General features: G+C 40.4%; 20 protein-coding genes. All 20 read right to left on the reverse strand.

Annotation, left to right across the window (positions count from 1 at the left end):
- Positions 1–8: 8 nt before the first annotated feature.
- The 20 genes from J7J00_RS09725 to flhB all read right to left on the reverse strand — a co-directional run bounded on the left by J7J00_RS09725 (position 9) and on the right by flhB (position 21,719).
- Complete coding sequence (locus J7J00_RS09725) at positions 9–1,709, reverse strand: proline--tRNA ligase (RefSeq protein ID WP_214790225.1); 1,701 nt, start codon at positions 1,707–1,709, stop codon at positions 9–11.
- Between the two features lie 268 nt (positions 1,710–1,977).
- Positions 1,978–3,246: an RIP metalloprotease RseP gene (rseP, locus tag J7J00_RS09730; protein WP_034313629.1), complete on the reverse strand. Its 1,269-nt coding sequence runs from the start codon at positions 3,244–3,246 to the stop codon at positions 1,978–1,980.
- 7 nt (positions 3,247–3,253) lie between these two features.
- A complete protein-coding gene (gene dxr / locus J7J00_RS09735) occupies positions 3,254–4,414 on the reverse strand; it encodes a 1-deoxy-D-xylulose-5-phosphate reductoisomerase (RefSeq protein WP_214790227.1) in 1,161 nt (386 codons plus the stop codon).
- A gap of 42 nt (positions 4,415–4,456) precedes the next feature.
- Positions 4,457–5,254 carry a phosphatidate cytidylyltransferase gene (locus tag J7J00_RS09740; RefSeq protein WP_214790229.1) on the reverse strand — a complete coding sequence of 266 codons (798 nt, stop codon included), beginning with the start codon at positions 5,252–5,254 and terminating at the stop codon, positions 4,457–4,459.
- 25 nt (positions 5,255–5,279) lie between these two features.
- Positions 5,280–6,053, reverse strand: a complete 774-nt coding sequence (locus J7J00_RS09745) for an undecaprenyl pyrophosphate synthase (RefSeq protein WP_144527113.1) — start codon at positions 6,051–6,053, stop codon at positions 5,280–5,282.
- A gap of 398 nt (positions 6,054–6,451) precedes the next feature.
- Complete coding sequence (gene frr / locus J7J00_RS09750; RefSeq protein ID WP_214790231.1) at positions 6,452–7,009, reverse strand: ribosome recycling factor; 558 nt, start codon at positions 7,007–7,009, stop codon at positions 6,452–6,454.
- A 3-nt stretch (positions 7,010–7,012) separates the two neighbouring features.
- A complete protein-coding gene (gene pyrH / locus J7J00_RS09755; protein WP_034313639.1) occupies positions 7,013–7,735 on the reverse strand; it encodes a UMP kinase in 723 nt (240 codons plus the stop codon).
- Positions 7,736–7,860: 125 nt separating this feature from the next.
- Positions 7,861–8,745, reverse strand: a complete 885-nt coding sequence (gene tsf / locus J7J00_RS09760; protein ID WP_144527112.1) for a translation elongation factor Ts — start codon at positions 8,743–8,745, stop codon at positions 7,861–7,863.
- Between the two features lie 308 nt (positions 8,746–9,053).
- Positions 9,054–9,767 carry a 30S ribosomal protein S2 gene (gene rpsB / locus J7J00_RS09765; RefSeq protein WP_053345349.1) on the reverse strand — a complete coding sequence of 238 codons (714 nt, stop codon included), beginning with the start codon at positions 9,765–9,767 and terminating at the stop codon, positions 9,054–9,056.
- A 154-nt stretch (positions 9,768–9,921) separates the two neighbouring features.
- The gene (locus J7J00_RS09770; RefSeq protein ID WP_214790233.1) at positions 9,922–10,554 is read right to left on the reverse strand and encodes a hypothetical protein; all 633 of its coding nucleotides are present in this window, start codon (positions 10,552–10,554) and stop codon (positions 9,922–9,924) included.
- Positions 10,555–10,784: 230 nt separating this feature from the next.
- Positions 10,785–11,549, reverse strand: a complete 765-nt coding sequence (locus tag J7J00_RS09775; RefSeq protein WP_214790235.1) for a FliA/WhiG family RNA polymerase sigma factor — start codon at positions 11,547–11,549, stop codon at positions 10,785–10,787.
- Between the two features lie 127 nt (positions 11,550–11,676).
- Complete coding sequence (locus tag J7J00_RS09780; RefSeq protein ID WP_214790237.1) at positions 11,677–12,180, reverse strand: chemotaxis protein CheD; 504 nt, start codon at positions 12,178–12,180, stop codon at positions 11,677–11,679.
- Entirely contained in the window at positions 12,173–12,811 is a 639-nt protein-coding gene (locus J7J00_RS09785; protein WP_214790239.1) for a chemotaxis protein CheC, read from the reverse strand. The genes J7J00_RS09780 and J7J00_RS09785 overlap by 8 nt, the downstream gene beginning before the upstream one ends.
- Before the next feature lie 4 nt (positions 12,812–12,815).
- Entirely contained in the window at positions 12,816–13,271 is a 456-nt protein-coding gene (locus tag J7J00_RS09790) for a chemotaxis protein CheW (protein ID WP_214790241.1), read from the reverse strand.
- Between the two features lie 112 nt (positions 13,272–13,383).
- Positions 13,384–15,426: a chemotaxis protein CheA gene (locus tag J7J00_RS09795; RefSeq protein ID WP_214790243.1), complete on the reverse strand. Its 2,043-nt coding sequence runs from the start codon at positions 15,424–15,426 to the stop codon at positions 13,384–13,386.
- 21 nt (positions 15,427–15,447) lie between these two features.
- Positions 15,448–16,545, reverse strand: a complete 1,098-nt coding sequence (locus tag J7J00_RS09800; protein WP_214790245.1) for a protein-glutamate methylesterase/protein-glutamine glutaminase — start codon at positions 16,543–16,545, stop codon at positions 15,448–15,450.
- Between the two features lie 10 nt (positions 16,546–16,555).
- Positions 16,556–17,422, reverse strand: coding sequence for a MinD/ParA family protein (locus J7J00_RS09805; protein ID WP_214790247.1), 867 nt, complete (start codon positions 17,420–17,422; stop codon positions 16,556–16,558).
- Complete coding sequence (gene flhF, locus J7J00_RS09810) at positions 17,406–18,563, reverse strand: flagellar biosynthesis GTPase FlhF (RefSeq protein WP_214790249.1); 1,158 nt, start codon at positions 18,561–18,563, stop codon at positions 17,406–17,408. Before flhF ends, J7J00_RS09805 begins: the two co-directional genes overlap by 17 nt.
- On the reverse strand, positions 18,560–20,596 hold the full coding sequence (gene flhA / locus J7J00_RS09815; protein WP_214790251.1) for a flagellar biosynthesis protein FlhA: 2,037 nt from the start codon (positions 20,594–20,596) through the stop codon (positions 18,560–18,562). Before flhA ends, flhF begins: the two co-directional genes overlap by 4 nt.
- 40 nt (positions 20,597–20,636) lie before the next feature.
- Positions 20,637–21,719 (reverse strand): flagellar biosynthesis protein FlhB, encoded by a 1,083-nt coding sequence (flhB, locus tag J7J00_RS09820; RefSeq protein WP_214790253.1) that lies wholly within the window; start codon positions 21,717–21,719, stop codon positions 20,637–20,639.
- Position 21,720 lies beyond the last annotated feature (1 nt).

The raw sequence follows: 21,720 nt of genomic DNA on the forward strand, positions 1-21,720 counted from the left end.
ATTTTAAATTATGCCATTATTTCGTGAAGCTTTTGAGTCAGTTCAGCTCTTTCAATTTCAAGAACCTCACCCGTTTTACGAATTTTCACTTCGACGATTCCGTCGGATGCCTTTTTACCAACAGTCACCCTGACAGGAAGACCGATCAAGTCAGAGTCTGCGAATTTCACGCCCGCACGTTCTTGACGATCATCCATAAGAACTTCCATGCCTTGTGCCTTTAAATTATTATATAAATCTTCTGCAAGGGCAGCCTGAGCCTCATCCTTCATATTGATTGGAATCAAATGGACTTGGTATGGCGCCAAATTCGCTGGCCAGACCAATCCTTTTTCATCGTTGAATTGTTCAGCAACAGCGGCAAGTGTACGGGAAACACCAATGCCATAACAGCCCATGATCATAGGTTGCATCCGTCCATTCTCATCCAGGAATGTCGCATTCATAGCTTCGGAATATTTAGTTCCCAGTTTGAATACGTGTCCTACCTCAATCCCTTTGGCAAATTTAATTATTCCGTTTCCGTCCGGTGATGGGTCGCCCTCTTGGATGAAACGAAGATCTATATAATTGGCCACGTTAAAATCACGAGCGGGATTTACGTTCACATAATGGTGGTCTTCCTCATTTGCACCACAAATTCCATTAACCATGGCCTCGACGGCAACATCCGCAATCACTTCAACTTCAGAAGTGACATTGATTGGTCCAAGAGATCCAATTGTACATCCTAAGACTTCTTTCGTCTCATTTGGATCGACCAATTCAACGATTGAAGCGTTATAAAAATTCTTCAGCTTGATATCATTGACTTCATGATCTCCTCGTACCAATACAAGCACATACTTTTCATCCACTTTAAACAATAACGATTTAATTAGTTTCTCTGCACTAGTATTCAAGAATGAAGCAACTTCTTCAATCGTTTTTTGACCTGGTGTATGGATTTTTTCAAGTGCAATTTGTTCTTCGGAGCTTTTTTCATATTTTACGCTCACAGGTGCCATTTCAATATTAGCTGCATAATCGGAACTATCCGAATAAGCGATGGTATCCTCCCCTATTTCAGACAGGACCATGAATTCATGTGTATCCTTACCACCCATTGCCCCCGAATCGGCAATGACGGCACGGAAGTTCAACCCACAACGGCTGAATATATTCGAATATGCCGCATATAAATTTTTATAAACAGCATCCAGGCTTTCTTGATTAGCATGGAAAGAATAAGCATCCTTCATGATGAACTCACGTCCACGCAACAATCCGAAACGCGGTCTTTTTTCATCACGGAATTTGGTTTGGATCTGGTAAACCGTTAATGGAAGACGCTTATATGATTTCACCTCATCACGAACTAAGCTGGTTATCACTTCTTCATGTGTGGCACCAAGCGCAAATTCACGGTTGTTGCGATCCTTAAGCCGCATCAACTCTGGACCATAAGTATACCAGCGTCCAGATTCCTGCCAGAATTCGGCTTGTTGTAAAGCCGGCATCAACAGTTCTACTGCGCCAGCATTTTCCATCTCTTCCCGAACGATAGCCTCAACCTTTTGAAGCACCTTCTTTCCAAGCGGCATAAAACTATAAACCCCGCTGGAGTTTTGTCTCATAAATCCTGCACGTAATAGCAGCTGATGACTTTTGATTTCAGCATCTGCAGGCACTTCCCTCAATGTAGGGATCAATGTCATACTTTGTTTCATATCTGCACCTCTTCAATATTTCCTTTAAATTAATTGCGGCTACGGTAAAGTTCATATCGCAACTTGAATACGGTCATTTCATACAAAAAAGACTTTCCGCGTTTTTCAGAAAAGCTAATTTAATATACTCATTCTCGATTATACTTACGATTTCCCTAGAAAACAAACAATTTCCCCAAAACGGTTAAAAAACTAGGAAATCCCTTCAGATAAGAAAACGGCCAACAGATAAATCTGCTGGCCTTTTTTTGCACTGTCCAAACATGTCTTACAGGAAGAACCGCTGGATGTCATTCCATGTAACGACAATCATCAATAACATCAGCAACGCAAAGCCGATGAAGTGAACCATTCCTTCTTTTTGACGGTCAATTGGTTTCCCTCTTAAGAATTCGACCACAAAGAATAACAGCCTTCCCCCATCCAATGCCGGCAGCGGAAGCAGGTTCATGATTCCCAGGTTAATGCTGAGCAGCCCTGCCCATTTCATTAACGTGAATAAACCTTGTTTCGCTACTTCCTCAGTTGATTTATATATTCCTACAGGACCAGATAAACTGTCGATCGTAAATCCACCCGTTACGAGGTCACCAAGGATGATGAAGATTTGTTTTGTCCAAAAATACGTTTCTGTAAAACCATATTGTATAGCTTTAATCGGTGCTTTTTCAACAGGAGGGTAAACACCGATAATGCCGATTTTCTTCCCTTCCCTCTCCACTTCTTGTGGAACAACCGGAACTTCTAATGTTTTCCCGTCCCTGTCAACGACGAACTCGATCTCTTGCCCAGGGTTCTTTTGAATGCTTTCCTGAACATCTCCCCAAGTGGAGACTTCCGTCCCTTCTATGGATTGAATGACATCCCCCGATTTTAAACCGGCATTTACTGCCGAACCATCTGGAGTCAACTCACCAAGTTTCGCTTCATCCACCACGACTCCTTGAAACAGGCCAATCAACACAAAAATGACAAAAGCCAAAACGAAATTCATTGCCGGTCCAGCTACAATCGTCAGGAAACGATGCCCAAGCGACTTTGAGGCAAATTGCCGGTCAAAAGGAGCAATCTGGTTCTCTACACCATTTTCAACGATCACCGCTTCTTTATGAATGGCAAACGTTTTTAGTGTATCTTCCTCGCCCTCTTCATAACCAGTAAGGATCAGTTTATGATCAAGGTCGATCACTTCAACTTCCACAAGACGAATATCAGGATATTTATCTTTATTGTTCAAAATGATTTTTGTAACATTCTCGTCATTATCAAACATTAATCCCACCCGATAGCCGGGCTTCAATTCAATATTTTCTGCGTCCTCACCAGCCATACGCACGTACCCGCCAAGAGGGAGCAATCGAATGGTATATACGGTTTCCTTCTTTTTATATGTGAATACTTTTGGCCCGAAACCGATTGCGAACTCACGGCATAAAATTCCTGCTCGCTTTGCAAACACTAAGTGCCCAAGCTCATGGAAAAATACTAGAGCTCCAAAAATGATGATGAACGCTATAATCGTTTCTAAAGTCTGCATGTTCCGGTCACCTATCTTTCACTAAAGATTCTATATACTGCCTTGTCATATTATCGACTTCCTGAATCGTTTCTAAATCTGGAAGGGCTATGACGGAATGCTGATTCAGCGCTTTTTCAATTAACGTTTCAATTTCAAGGAAGGTTATCTTTCCAGATAAGAATGCAGAGACTGCGGCTTCATTGGCGGCATTCAACACAGTAGTCATCGTTCCGCCCATTTTACCTGCTTTATAGGCGAATTGCAAACAAGGATATCTAGTGAAATCCATATCGCTAAAATGCAGTTTGCCTGCTTCAGCAAGATTAAGTCGTTTGCGTCCTGCTAGCGGAATACGGTCCGGATAAGTAAGTGCATATTGTATCGGCACCCGCATATCCGGTGTCCCCAGTTGTGCTATCACGCTGGAGTCATGAAACTCAACCATGGAATGGATGATGCTCTCCTTATGTAGCAATACATCAATTTTATCGTAGGGAAGATCGAATAGCCAGTGGGCCTCGATTACTTCCAATCCCTTATTCATCATTGATGCTGAATCGATCGTGATTTTAGCTCCCATTGACCAGTTCGGATGGTTCAGTGCCTCTTCCACCGTTACATCCTTCAATTCTTCCCTGGTCCGATCTCGAAAACTGCCTCCCGAAGCGGTAATGACTAGGCGTTCTATATTTTTTTCCTTTTCACCTTGCAATGCCTGAAAAATAGCGGAATGCTCACTGTCAACCGGCAGCAATCTGACCCCCGCTTTTTTTGCTTCACTTATAACCAAATGACCTGCCGTCACCAAAGTTTCCTTGTTGGCGATAGCAATATCTTTTTTAGCCTTTATTGCTTGAAGTGTCGGATAAAGACCCACGCTTCCAATGACAGCATTGACCAATATCGTCGCCTGACCATAAACGGCAACAGCAGTCAATCCCTCATCTCCATACATGAACTCGATATCTTTGCGGCTGGAGAATTCACTTTTCAAAACATGATAATCTTCTTCCGTCTGGACTGAAACCAGTTTCGGTTCAAACTCTTGTATATAAGTCCTGACCAATTCTATATTCTTTCCAGCAGAAAGCGCCACGATCTTGAATTGATCTGGATGGGATCTAACTACATCCGCTGTTTGTTGACCAATCGATCCTGTCGCGCCCAAAAGGCTGATATTTTTCAAATTGTTCATCTCCTAATTCAATAACGCTTGCCTATATTTATATTATAAAATATGCAATAAATGCAAAATCGGTAAAATGAATATCACGCTATCAAGCCTGTCCAAAATTCCTCCATGTCCCGGGAGAAGCTTCCCTGAATCTTTAACGCCATAATGACGTTTATACGCCGATTGGACGAGATCACCCAATTGCCCGAATACCCCAATGATTAATGAAATCAATAATAATTGTAATAACGTGTAGTCAAGGTTGGAGAAGACGTAAAATAGAACACCCACTACCATAGCGGAAAATAACCCGCCGATAAATCCTTCTACCGTCTTGTTTGGGCTTATTTCTGGCCAAAGCTTTCTTTTACCAAGCGATTTACCAATGAAGTAGGCTCCGGAATCGGTTGCCCAGATCGTAAATAAGGTAAGCAGGATATAGATCAGCCCCAACCCCAAAGAGTCACGTGTTTCAAATAGGTAATAGAAACCTATCCCCAAGTATAGGATTGAAGTCACTAGAAAGCCTGCGTCATCAAAAGTGAAACGGTTTTTTGAAACGACTGTATAAAGTAACAGCAGCAAAACCCCGATTAAGAAGACTTGAACTTTATCGTAATTTATTTCTGCTAAAAAAGCAGTATGCTCATTAGGCAATAAAAGCACCCACAATAATATGTGTGAAAGAAATGCTTCAAAAGACAGTACACGTAACTTTTTCATTTTCATCAGTTCATACAAACCAATTGACCCTAACAGATAAACCGTCAGTAAAAAGGGAGTGCCCCCTAAAATGACTAGTGGAATGAAGATAGCGGCAACTACGACCGCCGTAATAATTCGTTGTTTCATTATTCCATTTTCCTCGCCTTCTACATTAAACGCCACCGAATCTTCGTGAACGCTTTTGATACTCCTCAACTGCCTGCAATAAATGCTCTTCACTAAAATCCGGCCATAGCACCTCAGTAAACCACATTTCAGTATAAGCCGCCTGCCAAAGCATGAAATTACTTAAACGGATTTCACCGCTTGTACGGATCAGTAAATCAGGATCCGACAAATGTTTGGTCATCAGGTAACTGGATAGCATTTCCTCAGTTACATTTTCCTTTATTATACCATTCTTAGCATCTTGAATGATGCTATTCACTGCTGATACAATTTCCCCGCGGCTTCCATAATTCAGGGCAAAATTCAGAATCATCCCATCATTACCTTTCGTGTCTTCCATTGCCCGTTTAACGGCACTTTGAGTATGTGACGGAATGAGAGACAAGTCCCCTATCATTTCAACTCTTACATTTTCGGAAATGAGCTCGGGTAAAAATGTCCCAAGAAATTCCTGTGGAAGCTTCATCAAAAAGTCGACTTCACTTTTCGGACGTTTCCAATTTTCAGTGGAAAACGCATAGACCGTCAAAGTTTTGACCCCTAATTTATTGGCAACTTTCGTAATTCTACGAACGGTTTTCATACCTTCATGATGACCCGCCACACGTGGCAATGCACGCTTTTTGGCCCAACGGCCGTTCCCATCCATAATGATGGCGATATGCTGAGGAACATCAAACTGTTTAATATGCTGAATCCTATTTGTTACATCGGAAGAAGCATCTTTTTTAACGAAACGCTTCCAAAGTGAATACATATGTTAGTCCCCCATCAGGTTGTACTTATCTCTCTACAAAGGCAAAGTTTTCGTGCACTATGTATATCAAGCTTTCTGCCGCTTAAAAAGAATCTATATTATAATATCAAAAAAAAACTGGTTCTCATATTATTATTATGAAAATTATTTCTCCATTAGAAGCCAGAAAGGGAGAAATCATTACTTCTTTTTTTCTAAAATCGGTTATGATTACCATGAAAAATGCAAAAAAAGGACCACCTCCAACGTTTGCATGCAACATACTAACTCAAGGAGTAATCATATCGGAGAAACCTTATTATAACAGTTTTCTCCTTTAAGCACACCTATATGTTAGAACCAAGACATGACCCGGTATGGATTCGGCCCTCTTTACTCAATCAATTCTTCAGCGGAAATTATACTTCCAAAATTTCTTTTTCTTTATCTTTTGTAATTTCATCGATTTTCGTGATATTGCCATCTGTCATCTTTTGGATGTCTTCAGCATAGCCACGTAAATCATCTTCAGTGATTTCACCACTTTTTTCAAGCTTTTTCAAATCATCATTAGCATCTCGACGCACATTACGGACAGCTATTTTCGCTTCTTCCGCTTCTTTTTTCACAACTTTCACAAGCTCTTTTCTGCGCTCTTCAGTTAACGCAGGAATGGCTATCCTGATGACCGATCCATCATTAGAAGGATTTAAGCCTAAGTCTGATTTCAAAATCGCCTTTTCGATTTCACCCAATACCGTTTTATCATATGGTTGAATGACTAATAATCTAGCTTCCGGGACAGAAATGCCAGCCACTTGATTAACTGGTGTCGGCGAACCATAATAATCAATCGAGATTCTATCAAGCAATGAGGCATTTGCCCTTCCGGCACGGATGCTTGCTAATTCACGTGTGTACGCTCCAATGGCTTTTTCCATTTTCGTTTTCGAATTCGAAATAACTTGTTTCGGCATCTTTTATTTCCCCCTTACGATAGTTCCAAGCGTTTCGCCTAAAACGGCCCGTTTAATATTACCTTTTTCCATGATTGAGAAGACGATCAATGGAATATCATTGTCCATGCATAGTGAGGACGCAGTTGAATCCATTACTTCCAACCCTTCTTTAATCACATCAAGATAGGAAAGTTTATCATACTTAACTGCATTTTTGTCCTTAACCGGATCTGCATTGTATACGCCATCCACATTATTCTTCGCCATCAAGATGACATCAGCTTCAATTTCAGCAGCACGCAGGGCGGCAGTGGTATCCGTTGAGAAGTATGGATTACCTGTACCAGCTGCAAAAATCACCACTCTCTTTTTCTCTAGGTGCCTGATTGCACGGCGTCTAATGTATGGTTCTGCGACTTGTCTCATCTCAATGGAAGTTTGCACGCGCGTTTCAATTCCAAGCTGATCAAGGCTGTCTTGTAATGCCAATGAGTTCATGACTGTAGCCAGCATACCCATATAATCGGCATTAGCACGATCCATGCCCATTTCACTGCCTATTTTTCCGCGCCAAATGTTTCCGCCGCCGACAACAACAGCCACTTCCACATCAAGCTCAGCCACTTCCTTGACTTGTTCAGCAATGGATTTAATTACTGCAGGGTTAATTCCAAATCCTTCTTCACCGGCTAATGCTTCGCCACTTAGTTTTAGAACGACACGTTTATATTTAGCGTTACTCATGAGAACCTCCAACTATGTAATCTTTTCATTCGTTCATCATGCCTTCTTGCAATACTACCAAAAATTCATGACATTTCAAAAAATAGGGAACACAAGAGTGTTCCCTACTATTAATTAACTGACAATTAGTCTTTTTTAACTTGATTCATTACTTCTTCAGCAAAGTTTTCTTGACGTTTTTCAAGACCTTCCCCTACTTCATAACGAACGAATGATTGGATTTTTCCGCCTTTTGATTCAACGAATTGTCCCACTTTTTGATCAGGGTTCTTAACGAAAGCTTGTTCGTTAACACAGATTTCTTCGTAGAATTTATTGATACGTCCTTCAACCATTTTCGCAACGATTTTTTCAGGTTTTCCTTCATTAAGTGCTTGCTGAGTAAGAACTTCGCGTTCGCGTTCTAGTTCGCTGGCATCTACTTGGTCACGAGAGATATATTTAGGGTTAATTGCAGCGATATGCATTGAAACGCCTTTAGCTGCTTCTTCGTCAGTTGTACCTTCAAGAACTGATAGTACGCTGATACGTCCACCCATGTGAAGGTATGCACCAAATGCATCGTTATCTGTTTTAGAAACGACTTGGAAACGGCGAAGAGTTAATTTTTCTCCGATTTTTGCAACAGCAGCATTGATATGATCTGCAACTTTTGCTCCATTTTCCATTGTTTGCTCAAGCGCTGCTTCAACGCTTTCAGGTTTGTTAGCAAGAAGGAATGAAGCCAATTCTTTAACAAGAAGTTGGAAGCCTTCGTTTTTAGCAACGAAATCAGTTTCTGAGTTCACTTCAAGAATAACCGCTTGGTTTCCTTCCACAACGATTGAAGTTAGACCTTCAGCAGCAATACGGTCGCCTTTATTAGCAGCTTTTGCAATCCCTTTTTCACGTAGGAAATCGATTGCCTTTTCCATATCACCTTCTGTTTGTACAAGTGCCTTTTTACAGTCCATCATACCGGCACCAGTTTTTTCACGCAATTCTTTAACTAATTGTGCAGTGATTGCCATAATATATATCCTCCTCAAATTAAATGCAGTTTATTCAATCTTTACCCATTATTGCCAAAAATACTTGTTATCATCAAGGAAAATAACGAGTCTTGACAATTTTTCTGAAAAAACATCAACTTTTTCAGTCAATTTGACGGAGCTAAACTAGTTGATGATTTTCATCCCTCAAAAATCGCCCACACCTTTTTAAAAAGACATTCCGTACAGCGATTTTATGTATGTTTATTTAGTGCAAAAAAAAGGGATAAAAGGCATTATCCTCTTATCACCTTTTTTCTTACTGAATAAGCAACCTTTTTTACTTATTAAGCAGTAGTTGTTTCAGTTGCTGTTTCTTCGCCTTGTTTAGCTTCTAAGATAGCATCTGCCATTTTACCTGTTAATAATTTAACAGCACGGATTGCATCGTCATTCGCAGGAATAACTACATCGATTTCATCCGGATCACAGTTTGTATCAACGATACCAACAAGTGGAATGTGTAATTTGTGTGCTTCCGCAACAGCAATACGCTCTTTGCGAGGGTCGATAACGAAGATCGCATCTGGAAGAGTCTTCATATCTTTAATACCGCCTAAGAATTTTTCTAAGCGATCCCATTCTTTTTTAAGTTGGATAACTTCTTTTTTAGGAAGGACTTCGAAAGTTCCGTTTTCCTCCATTTTTTCGATATCTTTAAGACGAGTGATACGTTTTTGGATTGTTTCAAAGTTTGTTAAAGTTCCACCTAACCAACGTTGGTTTACATAGTACATACCAGAACGGATAGCTTCTTCTTTAACAGATTCTTGAGCTTGTTTTTTAGTTCCGACGAAAAGAACAGTACCACCGTTAGCAGCTAGTTCTTTCACGAAGTTATAAGCTTCTTCAACCTTTTTAACTGTTTTTTGAAGGTCGATGATGTAGATGCCGTTACGCTCAGTGAAGATATATTTCTTCATTTTCGGGTTCCAGCGACGTGTTTGGTGTCCGAAATGCACACCAGCTTCAAGCAATTGTTTCATAGAAATGACTGACATTTTAGTTCCTCCTAAATGGTTTTGTTTTTCCTCCGCACCGATCATTTTCATACAGAAACTGTCGTAACAGCACCATCTGCAAGAATCACGGGGCGTGTGTATTAACACCATTTCATAATATATCATAATGGCTCTGTACAATCAAGAGATAACTTTATCTATTCTTGCGAAACTTTAGTAATAGCTCTATCTCCGTTTGACCGCGACCTAACTTTTTGGCGATTTCCTCTACTGAATTCCCTTGATCCGCTAACATATCCACTTTTTCATTCAATGACCGTTCATTTAACGAAGCCTGCAGCATGTCCGAAAATTCCATGCCAACCGGCTTCCCCTCGTTTTGAGGGGAAGTGGCTGCCGATGAAAGCTCCAATTTGTCCTCGACTTTTACGGGTAAAGCATTGGCCTCATTTTCTTCAGGCACTATTTTATAAGCGTTAATCGCCTGCATTTTAGCTGCGGCACGACTTCCCTCTTCATACTCAATGTTTTGTTCTTGTTTTTCTTTCTTATCTTCCTTTGTTTCTTTGATTGAACCATGTTCTTGTCCTTTTTGTCCAAGATCGTGATTCATTGCCACCGAATTGGTAAATGCCTTTACTAATGTCTCGTTGTCCTCTTTCATCTCCATTAAATATCCAGACAAAAGTTGTTCCATTTCTCCAATGATGGCTTTTTGGTCTTTTTCCAACTTACTTAAACGATTTTGGCGAAGATATAAAACGATGATGGCAAAAATGGTGAATATGTTTAATACAAACAACAGAAATATAAAAAACGTTGACATGTTGCCTCCTAATTAACCGGAATAGTCAATCCTGTTACCTTAATACGGATGGGGATCTTTTTCACTGTTGTTTTTTCTTGATTACTTTCTCTATGCTTTCATGACAAAGTACAGTTCGAACGTTCTGTGATTTCGAAACATTTATTGCGGATACCCGTAAGAATTCTTTCAAGTTGACATATGGGGGCTTTCTTCGTTCTCCAAAGCCCCCTTCAATCAAAATATCGTGATTAAATCTTTTGATCTTGCATCGTGTTTCTTAATTTATATATCGCTTTAGAGTGTATTTGGGATATCCGGGACGTAGATAGGCTCATCACTTGTCCGATTTCGGTTAATGTTAGTTCTTCCTTATAAAAAAGCTGTAAAACCAACTGTTCTTTTTCATTAAGCGTTTCTATGACTTTTGCTAATTCCACATACAGTTCTTCCCTTAACACATGTTCCTCAGGTAAATCCGCCTTTTCATCTTTAATATGAAAATTCGCGCTTTCTTTATCGTCCTCTTGGGGATTTTCATCAATAGATAGTACATTGGCAAAGAAATTCTCATTTAATGCAGCATATACTTCATCTTCCGGGATATTCAATTCAGCGGCAATCTCATTTGGCGAAAGGTTCCTCATGTATTGCTGCTCCAGCTGTTCTATTGCAGATTCAATTTTCTTGGCTTTATCTCTTGCACTCCGTGGAAGCCAATCCTCTTTCCTTAATCCATCTAAAATAGCACCACGAATTCTAAAAGATGCATATGTGTCAAACTTCAGGTCACGCTTCGTATCAAAGCGTTCCAGGGCATCGAATAACCCCATCATCCCTAAACTCCTTATATCATCCCGGCTTACATTTTTAGGAAGACTTACTGAAATACGTTGAACATGATACGATACGAGAGGTATGTATTTCTTTACCAAAATGTCCCCGGCTAGCGGGTCTCTGCAATCCACCCAATTTTCCCAACATAACTGCTCTTCTTCGAAGGTCAGATGAGACATTGGACATCCTCCTAACATTGTTATATACGATTTGTGATCAAAACGGCCCCTAAAGCCAAAATGCAATAATAATTCAGTGGCAAGTGTACCTGTCATATTTTTGGCTTTTCAAAAGCCAAATCCGATCCTATATGTTTTTGGTCCCTTTAGTAACGGTCCGAATATTTAGCAAACAATCATTTAAATTGAATTCGATCGTTCTTCCGCTATTCCCGCCAACATCTTCGCCAACGACTCTAATCCGCAATTCAGATAACTCTTTCCGGACTGCTTCCACATTCCGGGGTCCTATTCTCATTAAATCTCCTCCGGAGGCAAATTGAAACATTTGCGCTCCGCCAGCCACCTTCGCTTTTAGGAATGGCATTCTTGCGCCTTCTTTTACTAAGATCTGCACTAATTCCTTTATCGCCGTATCTGCAAATTTGGCAATGTTGATCTGTCCCGATTTAGCAAGTGAAGAGTCAGGCAGCATGATATGGGCCAAACCTGCAATTTCTTTTTTTTCATCATAAATCACAACACCAACACAAGACCCCAACCCGGAAGTACGAATCGTATGGGGAGGTTTTATTATATTCATTTCCGCTATTTCAACCTTAACAACCTGGACCTTTAACAATTCAGTCATTAGGTGACACTCCTAAAGCGGAAAAAATGATATCAAAAAATTCGGGATCAGGTAATAGAAAGAAATGACCATTAATGGAGTCAGCAAAAAGCTGGTCCTTTTCAAGTACTGTATCAATGACGATGGCTGCGTCACTTACTTGAGATAATTCCAATAATCCATAACTGATCGTTGCCCCTACCATATCGATGCTCAAGGATGGAACGGATGGATAGATATTCAATCTGGTGAAATCAGAAAGGGAAGAGAGATAGGATCCCGATAAAATATTCCCTAATTCCTGAAGGCAAGAGAGTGCCAATTCAGTATAGGGTGCTGAATCTATCAAAAAGGTCACATCACCAGTCATCTTACGAATCAAGTATTCAGCTACAGGTAGCGAAAGGATAAAAAACATACTCCCTGAAGCATCACCTTCTATTCTAAGGAAAACGCTGGCAACGACGTGATCGGCCCCGCCAGCCATTTCCATCATTTCATCAAAGGAAACGATTCTGACATTAGGAACATTCATATCAATTTTCCTATTAAGGATGGCAGAAAGCGCGGTTGCTGCGTTCCCTGCACCTATATTACCGATTTCCTTCAAAATATCGAGTTGAAGAGAGTTGATTTTCTCAATGAATGACATATGATTATCCTTCTCTTAACATATTTTCAGTCATTTCCAGACTTAAGGCCTTCTCCAAATTAATTAGGACGAGCAGTCGCTTCTCAATTTTAGCCACTCCGCTTATGTATTCTGAAGCCAGATGTCCCACAACTTCAGGCTGAGGTTCGATACTCTCCACTGGAATATCCAAAACATCATCGGCAGAGTCCACTATTAGCCCCACTTCCATATCGTCCAGAATGACGACGATAATCCTTGTTGATTCATCGTATTCCACCTCTTCGAAACCAAAACGAACCCGTAAATCAATAATAGGAGTGATTACACCCCTTAAATTTATGACTCCCTTAACAAATTTTACTGCCTTTGGAACTCTGGTAATATGCAGAAGCTTTTCGATACCACTGACCATATCCACTGGAATTGCATAATCTTTATCCTTAATTTGAAATACGATTACTTTCATATCCTCCGACATTTATTCCCCTCCTTTTAAAAAAACTCATGATGATTGTGAATGAAGCCTTGACGAAATACGAATCGGCACGGTCGAACCAACGTCCCATTACCCTGCCCCATTTATCTATCATTCAATGAATCAATGTGTTGCAATCTATGATTAAAGCAACTTGACCATCACCAAGTATCGTTGCCCCTGATATTGCAAATGCACTAGTTAAATAATTACCTAGTGACTTCAGAACGATTTCCAGCTGCCCAATAAATGAATCAACGACTAATCCTGCTAATTTATCGCCCTTTCTTACAATGACCACAGAGAGGGACTCTTCTTCTTCCTGACTGATAGGCACTTCGAATATATCTTTCAAGAACAGAAGCGGTAGAACCTTCCCCCTGTAGTCAATAACTTGTTGATTATGAGCATTCATGATATCTTCTTTTTTTATGATTGCTGTTTCAATAATGGAAGAAAGCGGTATAGCATATTTTTCGTTTTGGATTGCAACCAGCATGACAGAAATAATCGACAATGTAAGGGGAAGTTGAATAAGGAAAATGGATCCTTCATTCTCTTTGGAATCAATCGTGACAGATCCATCAAGAGACTCAATAGTATTTTTAACCACATCCAGCCCCACACCCCGTCCCGAAACATCTGAAATGGTTTCCGCTGTTGAAAAACCAGAAGCGAATATCAATTCATAGATTTGCTTATCCGTTAGGTTGGCGGCAGTTTCCTTAGTTAATATTCCATTGGATAGGGCCTTGTTCAAGACTCGATCTTTATTGATGCCTGCGCCGTCATCCTCGATTTCAATGAAAACATGATTACCGCTGTGATATGCTTTTAACAGGATTTTACCTTCTTCAATCTTTCCTTTAACCAAACGTTCTTCAGTTGTTTCAATTCCATGATCCATGGCGTTTCTTATTAAATGGACGAGAGGATCACCGATTTCATCAATGACTGTACGATCAAGTTCCGTTTCGGCACCGTTGATTTCCAAATTGACTTTCTTGTTTAAATCCCTTGCCAATTGACGAACCATTTTAGGAAAACGATTGAATACAGTTTCCACGGGCACCATCCGCATATTCAATACGATTGTTTGTAAATCACTTGTTATACGGGACATTCTTTCTACTGTTTCATGCAATTCTTGATTATCCAAATCACTGGAAATTTGATCAAGTCTGCCTCTATCGATTACTAGTTCCTCGAATAAGTTCATTAATATATCAAGCCGCTCAATGTTCACCCGAATGGTCTTGCTTGATGCCGGCTTAACGGGTGCCTGTTTTTTCTTATCATCGTTATCAGATGGAAGCAAGGTATTATTTGACTTTTGTTTTAGAATTTCAGTAACTTTATCCTCGTTAGAATTGGCCGCATGCAGCATGCCTTCTAGATCAAGTGCATTTACAACAACTTGATCCACTTCGGTAACCTTCATGATTTTTTTCTTTATCTCTTCACCCGATTCTGTTGTTACCATCGTGACCATAAATTGCAGATCGAATTGCTCTTCTTCCAAAAGTTCGACGGGTGGGTGTGACTTGATTACTTCACCTGACTTTTCAAGCACTTCGAAAACCATAAACACCCTGGCAGCTTTTAAAAGACAGTCCTCACGCAACCCTATCGAAATTTCGAAGCTGTTGAAGCCTTGATCTTTGGACTGTTGAAGTACTGTCCATTCAAATTCATCGTATTCTCCCGCAAACATTTCCTTCTTTTCTAGGACGGCAGAAGCTGCTGCAATCTCTGCAATGGTGGAAGAAAAGGGCGACTCCCCTTTTTCAATCATTTCCAGCTGAAGGACAACATCCTTCACATTTCTTTTTCCATCTCCACCTTCAGCAATGGACATGACCATTGCTTCTAAATCATCAACCGCTAAAAATATCACATCAAACAATTCAGGTGAAAGGGCGATTTGACTGTTTCGGATCGCATCCAGCACATTCTCCATTTTATGAGTTAAATTGGCTAGATCCTCATATCCCATAGTTGCCGACATTCCTTTTAAGGTATGGGCGGAACGAAAGATTTCGTTTACGATCGAGAGGTCTTCCGGGTTCTTTTCGAGTACCAGCAACTGTTCGCTGCACGTTTGAAGATGTTCTTTACTTTCTTCTATAAATACCTCTAAATATTGATTCATATCCATACAATCTCACACCTCCACGTGTTAACAATAGCTTATTATCGCTTTAGCTATTTTTTCTACATCCTCTATGCTATCTATTAACTTGGTATTGATTGCCGCCTTAGGCATACCAAAAACGATTGATGTCTCCTGTGATTCGGCTATCGCTTTTAAAGGACCCTTTTGTTTAAGATTGGTAAGCCCCCTCGACCCGTCCATCCCCATCCCGGTCATGATAACGGCTATTTTCGCAGAATCATTCATTTCACTTACCGATTCAAATAGCACATCAACCGAAGGGCGATGTCCATGACGCACTTCGGATTGATCCAAAAGGATTGCCCAGCTCATCCCTACCTTCCTCACTTTCAAGTGAAAACCTCCAGGTGCGATGTAAGCGACACCTTTTTGAATCAGTTCTCCCTCTTCAGCTTCCTTCACTTTAATCTTGCATAATGAATTCAGGCGTGTTGCCAAGGATTTTGTGAAACCGGGGGGCATATGCTGGACAATGAGTATGGGAGCATCAATTTCTTCTGGGAGTCCTGTCATGACAGTCTGCAGAGCTCTCGGGCCTCCTGTTGATGTACCGATGACTATTATCTTCTTATATCCATAGGACCATTTTTTTTGGTTTTTTTCGTTTTTCAACAATTCATTTGAATCCATTTTACTATATTTTCCCCAAACGGATGGGCTTCTTTCAATATTTTTCGCATTTTTTTCTAGTTTGTGAACATTTGCCATGCTGGCAGCCATAACTTTTTCATGAAGTTCTTTCTTGATTTTATGTAAATCCAATGAAATGGCTCCCGAAGGTTTAGCCACAAAGTCGAAGGCTCCACTGTTCATTGCGGCAAATGTATTTTCCGTTCCTTTTTTCGTGGTGCTTGATAACATGACTACAGCGGTTGGACATTCATTCATTACCCGGTTTAATGCTTCCAATCCGTCCATAATCGGCATTTCCACATCCAAAGTCACGACATCTGGTTTTAAAGCCTTTATTTTGTCAATGGCATCTCTTCCATTCCTGGCAGTCCCGATGACTTCCACCCTGCTATCTTCTGCTAAAAACTCTGAAATTAACTTTCTCATAAACGCAGAATCGTCCACTATCAGCACTTTTACTTTACCCATATAAGGAGACCTACTTTCCAAAAAAATATCTCTTCATATTTTGGAGGAAATGGCTTTTTTGCAAAGTCAATTCTTCCCCAAATGAATGATTTGCATATCTCGAAGCAATATCCACAATGGCTTTGGATACATCGGCTTCAGAATCGAAAAGGAGAAAGGGCATTTGTTTGGTAACAGATTTGGGTACGGTTCTATCATCTGGCAAGTACCCTAGAGCTACAGTTTCCAGTCCCAAAAATTTCACTAGTGCATTTTGGAGCCGCTTAATCGTTTCTTTGCCGTCCTTACTCGTGAAAACCCGATTGCAAACTAGGAACAATGGAATCTCTTTATTTACTGAATGGATATATTTCATTGCGGAATATGCATCCATGATAGAAGTAGGTTCAGGCGTCGTGATAACGACTAATTCATCCACACATAACAGGAATTTCATGGAATCCTTAGTGATGCCTGCCCCCATATCAAATAAGATATAATCGTAATTCGCCAACAATAAACTGAATTCTTCATTAAAACGGGTATACTTATCTTCATCAAGTGAAAAGAGATCCGTCAACCCTGTTCCACCTGTAATGATTGAAATATTTCCCGGTCCTGACATGATGATATCCGTCAAACTACAATCTTTTTCAAAAAAATCAATAATACTGCTGGGAGAGTGTTCACCTATCAAAATATCAATATTCCCCATACCGATATCCATGTCGAACAACAGTACCTTTTTGCCTCTTTGGGATAAGGCAATGGAAAAATTCAAAGTAAAGTTTGATTTTCCCACTCCACCTTTACCGCTTAAAACGGCAATCGTTTTGGCGATTGATTTATTTTGGCGGGCTTCCAATCTTTTCCGTAAATTCTCAGCTTGATCTTTCATATTTTTTAGCCCCGAAAGCCATTTTCAATAGCTGTGATGATGTAGCTATTTCAATATCGTCTGGCACATTCTGTCCATCTGTTATATAGGCCGCTCCCAATTTATGAGTGTGTATAAAATTGAATATCGGCCCGAAAGTAGAGGTTTCGTCCGCTTTTGTAAAAATGACCTGTTTAATCGGTGTGGTAGCAAACTGTCGATAAATATCTTCCATATCCTTTTGTTTAGATGTCAATGACAACACTAAATAGGTTTCCATCTCATCTGTAAAATGGATGATTTCATTAAGATCCTTAACATATTGCGGGTTACGGAAATTCCTTCCTGCCGTATCAATAAAAACAAAATCATAATGGGAGAAACGTTCAGCCGCCCTTTTGAAGTCTTCCAGATTATAAGCGACTTCAATGGGAACGTTTAGAATCTTGGCATATGTCTTAAGTTGATCTATTGCAGCGATCCTGTACGTATCCGTCGTAATGAAAGCCACCTTTTTATCATGCTTCAACATGGTTTCCGCAGCTACTTTTGCCAGGGTCGTTGTCTTTCCCACACCTGTTGGACCAACAATATTAATATACTTTTTTTGCAGCCCGTTTTTTCCATTTTCGGCCTTTTCCAAAATCGTGAACATGGCTTCTTCCAACCAATCTTGAACCTCTTCATCAGTGGATTGCTGTTTAAAAACGAACCATTTTTCAAGTAGTTCATCCATGATTTGGCACCGAAGTGATATATCCACTTCCTGCTCGGTTAGGTATTCGTGGATTTTCTGCAGTTTCCCCGGATATTTTCTATCAGGTGAATAGATTTGCAAACTCTTTATCATATCTTTCAAACCTTCGATTTCTTTTACTAAGTCAGCACTTTCCCTATTGCCTTCATTAGGTTCAGAGGCATGACTTGCCACTTCCAGCTTTAATGGCAACTTCTTCGATTTTTGTTTGGTTACGGTTTGGATAGGCTGGGACACGGGGTCTATGGCTGCAATGACCTCAACATTCCTCTTTTTGAATAATCCTAAGAAACCGCCAGTATATACAGCCTTTGAACTTAAGATTACCGCATCACTTCCTAGTTCCTCCCTTATTCTTTTCATTGCCTCGTTCATTGATGGTGCCAAATATTTCTTTACCTTCAATTGAAATTCACCACCCCTACACTTTGTACTTCTACATTCGATTCGAGTTCATTGTATGAAAGAATCGGTACATTAGGAAAATAACGTTCAGTTAATTGCCGGGCATACATCCTTACTGCTGGAGAGCAGAGTAAGATCGGTTGGTGATCCATTAGGGTCAGCTCTTCCAATTTGGCTGCAATTGCCTCCAATATGGATTGCGATATAGTTGGATCCAATGATAAAAAATTACCATGTTCGGTTTGCTGTACACCATCCGCGATGGTCTTTTCCACTTTCCCCGATAATGTTATGACTTTAATTCTATTTTCATCCGAAATAAAAGAATTCGTTATTTGTCTGGCTAAATTCTGCCTTACATATTCAGTAAGCAAATCTGTGTCAGTCGATAGCTTGCCATAATCAGCAAGTGTTTCGAAAATGATCGGTAAGTTCCTTATTGAAACTTTTTCCTTCAATAATTTTGCCAATACCTTTTGTACATCTCCTATGGACAAGGGATTCGGAGTGACTTCCTCTACTAGTATAGGTGCCGATTCGTGGAGATGATCGATCAATTGTTTCGTTTCCTGCCTGCCCAATAATTCATGCGCATTGGCCTTTATGACTTCCGTCAAGTGAGTGGATACAACACTTGGCGGGTCCACTACTGTATAACCCAACATCTCAGCTTGTTCTTTCATATCATCCGTGATCCACTTGGCCGGTAAACCGAAAGACGGTTCTATCGTATCGATTCCTTCTATTGAATCATCCTCCATCCCTGGACTCATGGCCAAGAAATGATTAAGGAGCAATTCCCCCTTGGTCATGACACTTCCTTTAATCTTCAGCCGATACTCATTGGGATTCAACTGAATGTTGTCACGTATTCTGACGACAGGGATCACGAGTCCCAATTCAATTGCAAGCTGCCTGCGGATCATGACAACCCGGTCCAGCAGGTCTCCCCCTTGATTGGCATCCGCAAGCGGAATCAATCCATATCCAAACTCAAATTCGATCGGGTCGACACTTAAAAGGTTAACGACGCTTTCTGGACTTTTCATTTCATCGGTTTCCAGCACTTCTTCCATTTCTTGTATTTCACTTTCGTCCTGCTTTGGTATCCTTGAAATTGTATACCCTCCAACGACTAATAAAGCAGCGATCGGAATCGTGAATACATCGGAAATGGGAGTGAATAACCCTAAAAAGAAAATGGTTGCTGCTGTCAGGTAAAGCATTTTGGGAAATTGGAATAACTGTTCAACAATATCCGCTCCGAGGTTTCCATTCGAGGCTGCCCGGGTTACGACAATACCCGTAGCTGTAGAAATTAATAAAGCAGGTACCTGACTCACGATACCGTCACCAACCGATAACATGGAAAAATGGACGGCTGCTTCTCCAAAGCTCATGTCCAATTGCATGACGCCAATAATCATACCGAAAATCAAGTTAATGATGACAATGATGATGCCCGCTATGGCGTCCCCTTTAACAAACTTACTCGCTCCATCCATGGATCCATAAAAGTCTGCTTCGTTACTGATTTTTTCCCTTCTGGCACGTGCTTCGTTTTCGGAGATCATCCCAGCATTTAAATCTGCATCTATGGCCATCTGTTTCCCTGGCATCGCATCCAGCGTAAACCTTGCCGCTACCTCCGAGACCCGTTCGGAGCCTTTCGTGATGACGATGAAATTGATGATGACCAAAATGATGAATACTACTAATCCTACAAGCACGTTACCACCGACTACAAACGACCCAAAGGTTTCTACAACTCCTCCAGCATCACCGTAGGTCAAAATGGCACGAGTCGTCGAAACATTCAACCCCAGCCTGAACAATGTCAGTAAAAGGAGCAAGGAAGGAAAGATTGAAAATTCGAGGGGTTCTTTCATATTCATCGTAGTCAATAGAACCAACAACGCAAGAGAGATATTTAAAAGGAGTAAAACACTTAACAACCATGTTGGCAATGGAATGACCAACATGGCAACGATCATGATGACGCTTGATATAACAACTAAATCTCTTGCTCGCATGATTTTTCTCTCCTAACTAGCGGGTTACCCTATTACTTCTTTACAGTTTACCTTTGGTTTTATATACAAAGGCCAGTATTTCAGCGACCGCCTTAAAGAACTCTTCAGGTATCGCCTGGCCTAATTCTACTTGATCATATAAAGACCTGGCCAAGGGCCGATTTTCCACCATGACCACATCGTTTTCTTTAGCAATGAATTTAATTTTCTGAGCAACAAAATCAACACCCTTCGCCACTACGTACGGAGCCTCAGCTTTTTCTTCATCATATTTTAAAGCAATAGCAAAATGGGTCGGGTTTGTGATGACGACATCCGCATTGGGAATTTCCTGCATCATTCTTTGAGCGGCCATCTGCCTTTGCTTTTGCTTTATCTTGGATTTGATGAGCGGGTCCCCTTCGGAATTTTTATACTCATCCTTAATATCCTGTTTGGACATCCGGATGTTTTTTTCAAAGTCATATTTTTGGTATAAATAGTCTAATAGAGCAATGAACAATAAAGCCACGGCAGCATAAAATCCCACTTTAATCGTAATATCCGCCAATGTTGCCATCGCATCTTCCACAGAAATCTGTGATAAAATCATAATCTCGTCCATGCGCTGCCATAGTACATAAAAGGCAACAAAACCAACAAATGATATTTTAAGAATGGATTTCAATAATTCAACAATGGCCCTCATTGAAAAAATACGTTTGAATCCTTTAATGGGATCCAATTTATCAAGTTTGAACTGAATGGATTCAGTCGAAAACAAAAACCCGATTTGCATGACATTAGCCAATATCCCAGCCACTATCGCTGCTGCGAAAACGGGTCCTAGGATAAGGCCCATCTCCTTTAAAACCTCAATCATGATAATTTTCATATTCTCCTCACTGAATCCAGTCGAGGTAAAATGTTGCAGATATTCTTTCATGAGACCGAGCAGATGATTATACATGTATGGTCCCATAAGCAATAACACTGAAAACACTGCAATTAAATTCACAGAGGTATTTACATCCTGACTCTTTGCCACCTGACCCTTTTTCTTCGAATCCTGACGTTTTTTGGGAGTCGCCTTTTCGGTCTTCTCTCCAGCGAAAAACTGTAAATCCAGCTGAAACCTCTCCATA

Origin of the sequence: Bacillus sp. ISL-4, assembly GCF_018613275.1 — a bacterium.
Taxonomy (GTDB): Bacteria; Bacillota; Bacilli; order Bacillales; family DSM-1321; genus Peribacillus; species Peribacillus simplex_E.